The 6,260-nt window shown below is 69.5% G+C and carries 9 protein-coding genes; 7 read left to right on the top strand and 2 right to left on the bottom strand.

All coding sequences use genetic code 11. The features are described 5' to 3' along the window. Positions 1-247, top strand: a 247-nt coding sequence (locus tag F615_RS19750) for a transposase (RefSeq protein WP_019562027.1), incomplete at its 5' end; no start/stop codon positions are given. Here F615_RS19750 and F615_RS18805 read toward each other — a convergent pair. Both F615_RS18805 and F615_RS0115155 read right to left on the bottom strand, forming a co-directional pair. Beyond that, complete coding sequence (locus F615_RS18805) at positions 181-672, bottom strand: hypothetical protein (RefSeq protein WP_156824667.1); 492 nt, start codon at positions 670-672, stop codon at positions 181-183. The two genes, F615_RS19750 and F615_RS18805, sit on opposite strands and share 67 nt — an antisense overlap. 163 nt (positions 673-835) lie before the next feature. Beyond that, positions 836-2,260, bottom strand: a complete 1,425-nt coding sequence (locus F615_RS0115155) for an aminotransferase-like domain-containing protein (RefSeq protein ID WP_019562025.1) — start codon at positions 2,258-2,260, stop codon at positions 836-838. A 107-nt stretch (positions 2,261-2,367) separates the two neighbouring features. On the opposite strand from F615_RS0115155, the gene F615_RS0115150 reads away from it, so the two are divergent. From F615_RS0115150 to F615_RS0115130, 6 genes are all read left to right on the top strand, one after another. Further along, the gene (locus tag F615_RS0115150; RefSeq protein WP_019562024.1) at positions 2,368-2,982 is read left to right on the top strand and encodes a LysE family translocator; all 615 of its coding nucleotides are present in this window, start codon (positions 2,368-2,370) and stop codon (positions 2,980-2,982) included. After that, positions 2,982-3,128, top strand: coding sequence for a hypothetical protein (locus F615_RS20020; RefSeq protein WP_156824666.1), 147 nt, complete (start codon positions 2,982-2,984; stop codon positions 3,126-3,128). Before F615_RS0115150 ends, F615_RS20020 begins: the two co-directional genes overlap by 1 nt. Further along, positions 3,125-4,330, top strand: coding sequence for an aminotransferase-like domain-containing protein (locus F615_RS0115145; protein ID WP_019562023.1), 1,206 nt, complete (start codon positions 3,125-3,127; stop codon positions 4,328-4,330). The genes F615_RS20020 and F615_RS0115145 overlap by 4 nt, the downstream gene beginning before the upstream one ends. A 10-nt stretch (positions 4,331-4,340) precedes the next feature. Next, the gene (locus F615_RS0115140; RefSeq protein ID WP_019562022.1) at positions 4,341-5,177 is read left to right on the top strand and encodes a PhzF family protein; all 837 of its coding nucleotides are present in this window, start codon (positions 4,341-4,343) and stop codon (positions 5,175-5,177) included. Positions 5,178-5,199: 22 nt separating this feature from the next. Next, entirely contained in the window at positions 5,200-5,649 is a 450-nt protein-coding gene (locus tag F615_RS0115135; RefSeq protein WP_019562021.1) for a hypothetical protein, read from the top strand. Between the two features lie 80 nt (positions 5,650-5,729). Next, on the top strand, positions 5,730-6,239 hold the full coding sequence (locus F615_RS0115130) for a GNAT family N-acetyltransferase (RefSeq protein WP_019562020.1): 510 nt from the start codon (positions 5,730-5,732) through the stop codon (positions 6,237-6,239). The last annotated feature ends 21 nt before the right edge of the window (positions 6,240-6,260 follow it).

Genomic DNA, 6,260 nt, shown 5'->3' with positions numbered 1-6,260 from the left:
CTGCCGGCTCGAGCCGTTCAAGAAGCTGGCCGCCACGCTCAAGGAGCGGTTCGACGCGGTGGTGCGCGGCATGGTCGATCACCGCAGCAACGCCTTCGTCGAGGCGATGAACGGGCTGCTGCAACAGGCCAAGCGCGCCGCACGCGGCTTCAGGACGAGCCAGAACTTCATCGCCATCGCCTACCTACGCATGTCTAAGCTCAAGCACCTGCCGGCCAGCCCATTCGCGCCGGCGATGCCCCAGTGACAGTGTTGCTTTCCACACGAAACGACATGGAGCCGCCCTGGGGGCCGAAGGATCGCGGGCTCCACACGCATCACCCGCAGCAAGGCCAAGCGCTGCATCAGATACACCTGGGGGTCGGCCGGACAGTGGTACAGGCGGTGATGCGGGAACACGGTCACCGGCACCACCACCCCGCCGGCCTGCAGATGCACGACCACCTGCTGGGCATGGCGCAGACAGGCCGCCAACACCTCCAGCACCTCGGTGCCGTTGGCGCGATGCTCGAAACGTTCCAAATCGGCCAGCAGCGAGGGGCTGAGCGAAGCCAACCGCGACCGGTCGGTTCCGGCCAGCGGCGGCAGTTTGTCCAGCTCGTCGAGATAGCGCTGAAAAGCGCTGGCACGCATCAGCTCCGGCTCGCCAAGCGGTAGGGTCGATTCGTCCATCAGCAGCAAGGCCGCCCGGTGCGATGCCGGGCAGCTGGAGTCCTGGGGGCTTGCCGCGCCGTCGCAGCAGCACGTACAGCCGCCCCTCAATGTACTTCAAGGTCCGTGGCGTTTTCCATCCTCTCGAAGGGGGATCGGCAGGTCCATGCCTGTCATGCCGAGGTCACACACTGTCGCGGATGCGTATGAAGTCTTCCCAGACCTTGGCGTCCTGGGTGGTCGCGAAGTTGATGCGCATCAGGGTGCTGGGTCGGCGCACGGCGTGAAACAATGAGCCCGGCGCCAGCAGATACCCCTCGTCCAACATGCGCTGGGCCAAGCGGTCCGTGTCCACGCCGGTGTCCACCCAGCCGAACAGTCCTTGGGGCTCGGCCGCGAAGCGGCAGCCGGCGGCCTGCGCCAACTGCACGCTGCGCGATCGGGCCGCATCCAGCCGCTCGCGCACGCGCTCGGCATGGCGGCGGATCTGGCCTTGTTCCAGACAGAGCGCCAGGGCCTGCTCCAGGATCGACGGGGTGGTCAACGTGGTCAGCAGCTTGGTGTCGATCAGTCGCTCCACCAGCGCCGGCGGCGCCACCAGGTAGCCGACCCGCCAGTTCGGGGCGAGGATTTTCGCAAAGCCGCTCACGTACAGCGTGCGCTGCAGTCCGTCCAGGGCCGTCAGACGGGTGGCATGCACCGGGGCCAGGTCGCCGTAGGTGTCATCTTCCACCACGTGGAAACCGAACTGTTCGGCCAGACCCAGCAGGCGGTGCGCGCTGTGGGCGGACAGGTTGGCGCTGGTGGGGTTGTGCAGCACGCTGACGGTGATGAAGAGCTTGGGCGCATGTTCACGGCCATAGGCTTCCATCACGCTCAGATCGGGGCCTTCGGGGCGGCGTGGCACGGGCAAGATGCGCATGCCCATCTGCGAGAGCCGGCCGAACTCCACGGCCCAGCCCGGCTCGTCCACCATCACCGCATCGCCTGGCCGCAGCAAGGTGCGGCAGACGATGTCCAGCGCATGGGTGGCGCCCACGGTGGTGATGATCTGGCTCGCATCGGCGCGGATGTCCAGGTCGGCCAGCTTGTGCGACAGCGCTCGGCGCAGCAGCGCATCCCCGGCAGGCTCCCCGTATTGCAGCGACAACGCCTGCAAGCTGGCCGAGGCCGTGACCCGACGCAGCGCGGCGCCCAAGATCGGCGTCTCCAACCAAGACGGCGGCAGCACGCCCAGGCCCGGGTCGTTGCGCGCGGGGCCGTTGCGGTGCGGCATGCGCTGCAGCATGCCGCGGATCAGGGTGGCCGCATCGATGGGGGCGCTGCTGCGGATCGTGCCGGCGGTCGCGGCATCCGGCACAGGGCGCACCGGCTCGGGCCGCGGTTCACGGACGAAGTAGCCCCGATGACGCCGGGCCTCCACCAGCCCTTGGGCCTGGAGCTGGTCGTAGGCCGCCACCACCGTGTAGGGGCTCACCGCGTGCCGGCGCGCGCATTCACGCACCGAGGGCAGCCGGCTGCCCGGCGGCAACAGCCGGCTGCGGATGCGCTCGGCAAAGTGGCTGGCGAGCTGTTCGGTGAGGGTCTGGTCGGACGAACGGCTGAGCATCGGGCGGGGCGCAGGAGACTGTGCTGGCCTCCCAACCAATACAGTGCGCGTGACGCACTGGCAAACTGTATTGGTGGTGTATTGGCGATCAGCATAGACTGGCCGCCATGTCGATGCAAGAGTTCCTCGCCCTGTTGGTGCTGGCCACGGCCATGAGCTTCACGCCCGGGCCCAACACCACCTTGTCCACGGCATTGGCCGCCAACCGTGGCTTGCGCGGCGCGTTGCGGTTCTGCCTGGCCGTGCCGACGGGCTGGACCTTGCTGATGCTGGTCTGTGGCCTGGGCCTGGGCGCGGTGGTGATGGCCGCGCCGGCGCTGCGCGGGGCCATCACGGCCGTGGGCGTGGGGTACATGCTTTGGCTGGCCTGGCAGATCGCACGCGTGCGCCAACTGGGCGAGGCCGACCGCTCGCGCCTGGACGTGAGCTTTCTGCAGGGGGTGGCGCTGCAGTTCGTCAACATCAAGGCCTGGATGCTGGCCCTGGCGCTCACGGCCGGCTGGGTGACGAGCAGCGGCGGCGCCCCCGCCCCCAACCCGGGCGAGCGTCTGGCGATCGTGCTGGCGGTGATGGTGGTCTATGCCTTCGTCAGCAACCTCACCTACGCCCTGGTGGGCGCGAGCCTGCGCGGCTGGCTGGCGCAGGGGCCGCGTCTGTCGTGGTTCAACCGCGCGATGGCCGCCGTGCTGGTGGTCACCGCGTTGTGGATGCTGCGGCTGTGATGCGCCAAACCCGGGGGCTGTGGCTGGGCTGCTTCGCGTGGGACCGCGGCCTGGCCCTGGTGGCCACCATGTTCCTGGGCAAGCGTGCGCGGGTCGATGCGCACACGCCGAATGCCTGCACTTCGTCTCCAAGGAGTTCCGCATGATCTGGCAGCTGGCGCGGCGCGCCGACCGCATGAACCCGTCCGTGATCCGCGAGATCCTCAAGGTCACCGAGCGGCCGGGCATCCTCTCGCTGGCCGGTGGCCTGCCTTCGCCGGACACCTTTCCGGTGGAGGCCATGCGCGCGGCGGCCGACAAGGTGCTGCGGGAAGCCCCGCGCGAAGCCCTGCAGTACGCCGCCAGCGAAGGCTATGCCCCCTTGCGCGAATGGGTGGCCGAGCACCTCGGCCGCCAGGGCATGACGGTCTCGCCGGGCCAGGTCTTGATCACCACCGGCTCGCAGCAAGGGCTGGACTTGTGCGGTCGTGTGTTGCTCGATGCCGGCAGCCGCGTGCTGGTCGAAGCGCCCACCTACCTGGGCGCGTTGCAGGCTTTTGCACCCAACGAGCCGCAGATCGATGAAGTCGCCAGCGACGACGACGGCCCGCGGCCCGAGGCCCTGGCCGAGGCCACCGTGCGGGGGGGCGACCGTGCGCGCTTCCTCTACGTGCTGCCCAACTTCCAGAACCCCAGCGGCCGCTGCATGAGCGAGGCCCGTCGCGCCGCCCTGGTGGACGCCGCCCAGGCCGTCGGCCTGCCGCTGCTGGAAGACAACCCCTATGGCGATCTGTGGTTCGACGCCCCGCCGGCGCCGCCGCTGGCCTCGCGCTGGACCGAGGGCACGATCTACCTGGGCAGCTTCTCGAAGGTGCTCGCCCCGGGGCTGCGCCTGGGCTATGTGGTGGCGCCGGCGGCGCTGTACCCCAAGCTGCTGCAGGCCAAGCAGGCGGCCGACCTGCACACCCCGGTGTTCAACCAGCGGCTGGTGCACGAGGTGATCCGCGAAGGCTTCCTCCACACCCATGTGCCCACCATCCGCGCGCGCTATGCCGCGCAGCGCGATGCGATGGAGGCGGCACTGCGCCGCCACCTGCCGCCGGGCTGCCGCTGGAACACGCCGCGCGGCGGCATGTTCTTTTGGGTCGCGCTGCCCAGCCCAATCGACGCCATGGCCCTGCTGCCGCGGGCGGTGGAAGCCGGCGTGGCCTTCGTGCCTGGCGCGGCCTTCTATGCGCGCATGCCGCAGGCCCACACGGTGCGCCTGTCCTTCGTCACACTGGCGCCCGAGCAGATCGAGCGCGCGGTGGCCCTGCTGGGCGGCGTGCTGAAGGAGGTGCTGGCGCGCACCCCGGTCCTCACCCCTTGAACCGAAGTTCATGAGCATCCATCCCTACCGCACGGTCGATGTCTTCACCGCCGAGCCCCTGCGCGGCAACCCGCTGGCCGTCGTCTTCGACGCCGAGGGCCTGAGCGATGCCCAGATGCAGGCCATCGCGCGCTGGATCAATCTGTCGGAGACGACCTTCCTGCTGCCGCCCACCGATGCGCAGGCCGACTACCGCGTGCGCATCTTCACGCCCGGCGGCGAGCTGCCCTTTGCGGGGCACCCCACGCTGGGCACCTGCCATGCCTGGCTCGAGGCCGGCGGGCAGCCGCAGCGCCAGGGCGAAGTCGTGCAGCAATGTGGCGTGGGTCTGGTGCGCATCCGCCGCGAGGCCGCACGGCTGGCCTTTGCGGCCCCGCCGATGCGTGCCAGCGAGGTCAGCCCTGCCATGCAGCGCCAGGTCCTCGCCGCCCTGGGCTTGCAGCCGGACCAAGTGCAGGCGGTCCAGATGCTCGACAACGGCCCGCGGTGGCTGAGTCTGCTGCTGGACAGCGCCCAGACCGTGCTGTCGCTGCAGCCCGACCACCGCGCCCTGGCGGGGCTGGCCAAAGTCGGGGTCATTGGCGCACACGCCCCCGGCGGTGACGCCCAGTTCGAGGTGCGTGGCTTCGTCAGCCACGCCGGTGTGCCCGAAGACCCGGTCACCGGCAGTCTCAACGCGGCGCTGGCGCAATGGCTCATCGCCCACGGCCGAGCCCCACGCCGCTACGTGGCTGCGCAGGGCACGTGCCTGGGGCGTGCCGGTCGTGTTTTCATCGAAGCCGACGAGGCTGGCGTCTGGGTGGGCGGCGACACCGTCAGCTGCATTGCAGGCGAGCTGCGGGTGTGAGTCTTGCCTTCGGGCCGACGCCTTGCTCAAGCCCTACGCGGTGGTGGTGATCGCATACGCACTGGTTCGCGCCGAGCGACCGGACCTCACGCTCGAGCCCACCGTGCTGTCGCTGATCTATGCCACCGGCTTCACTCTGGAGTGGGTGCCGCTGTGGTTCCGGCCCCCTGCGTGGCTGCTCAGCGTGGCGGCGGCTCACTTGCGATGGGTGAGTCCCCGCGGTCGGTGGCCTGGCGGGTGGCCTGCTTGGCGGCGATGGTCGCAGCCGGTGCAGCCCAAGGTGTTGGACTGGCTGTTGCGCTGGCCGCTGCCGGGGGCGCTGTCCATGGGACTGGCCTTCCTCGGCGCCGTGGGCACCCCCATGGTCCTGCGGGCATGGGTCCGCCGCCAGCCCTTGCTGGCGCGCCTGCTCTTGCCCGTGCCGGCGGTGCGCGCTTCGATTCCTTGGAAAACAACCCGTATGCAGCCTTGATCGCGATGGCGCATGCCGCGCCTTGGGCGGGGGCGGGTCCAGAGGGTAGACTGACACGCCGTGCCCTGTCTGCGCTGACGATGACATCGCCCGAGATCCAGCTCCTCACGCCAGACACCCCCGAATGGCTCGAGGCCACCCGAGGCATTTTCCGGGAGTACGCCGACTCCATCGGCATCGATCTGGCCTTCCAAGGCTTCGACGAAGAATTGGCAGCCTTGCCGGGCGACTATGCCGAGCCTGGGGGGAAATTGTTGCTGGCCCTGCTCGATGGTGAGCTGGCCGGCTGCGGCGCCTTCCGTCCGGCGCCCGAGACCGATTACCCCAACGCCTGCGAGATGAAGCGGCTGTATGTGCGCCGCGCGTTCCGCCGCTTCGGCCTGGGGCGGGTGCTGGCGCAGACCTTGATGGATGATGCCCGCCGCGCCGGCTACTCGGTCATGCTGCTGGACACCCTGGACGACATGGAGGCCGCGCGCAGCCTCTATGCCACGCTGGGCTTCGAGGAGATTCCTCCCTACTATTACAACCCCATCCCCGGAGCCCATTATCTGAAGGTCGATCTGGACGATCGACTCAGCCGGTACTGAGGGGCCGGCCGCGCCAGGAGG

The organism is Caldimonas manganoxidans ATCC BAA-369, from assembly GCF_000381125.1.
GTDB lineage: Bacteria > Pseudomonadota > Gammaproteobacteria > Burkholderiales > Burkholderiaceae_C > Caldimonas > Caldimonas manganoxidans.
The sequence above is the reverse complement of the archived record's forward strand: the minus strand, read 5'-3'. Positions and strand labels throughout refer to the sequence as shown.

What these genes read in the sequence shown, in the direction of transcription:
- F615_RS0115140 (WP_019562022.1), top strand. Translation starts at nt 4,341, where the DNA reads ATGAGCATCCATCCCTACCGCACGGTCGATGTCTTCACCGCCGAGCCC.
- F615_RS0115145 (WP_019562023.1), top strand. Translation starts at nt 3,125, where the DNA reads ATGATCTGGCAGCTGGCGCGGCGCGCCGACCGCATGAACCCGTCCGTG.
- F615_RS18805 (WP_156824667.1), bottom strand. Translation starts at nt 672, where the DNA reads ATGGACGAATCGACCCTACCGCTTGGCGAGCCGGAGCTGATGCGTGCC.
- F615_RS0115155 (WP_019562025.1), bottom strand. Translation starts at nt 2,260, where the DNA reads ATGCTCAGCCGTTCGTCCGACCAGACCCTCACCGAACAGCTCGCCAGC.
- F615_RS0115150 (WP_019562024.1), top strand. Translation starts at nt 2,368, where the DNA reads ATGTCGATGCAAGAGTTCCTCGCCCTGTTGGTGCTGGCCACGGCCATG.
- F615_RS20020 (WP_156824666.1), top strand. Translation starts at nt 2,982, where the DNA reads ATGCGCCAAACCCGGGGGCTGTGGCTGGGCTGCTTCGCGTGGGACCGC.
- F615_RS0115130 (WP_019562020.1), top strand. Translation starts at nt 5,730, where the DNA reads ATGACATCGCCCGAGATCCAGCTCCTCACGCCAGACACCCCCGAATGG.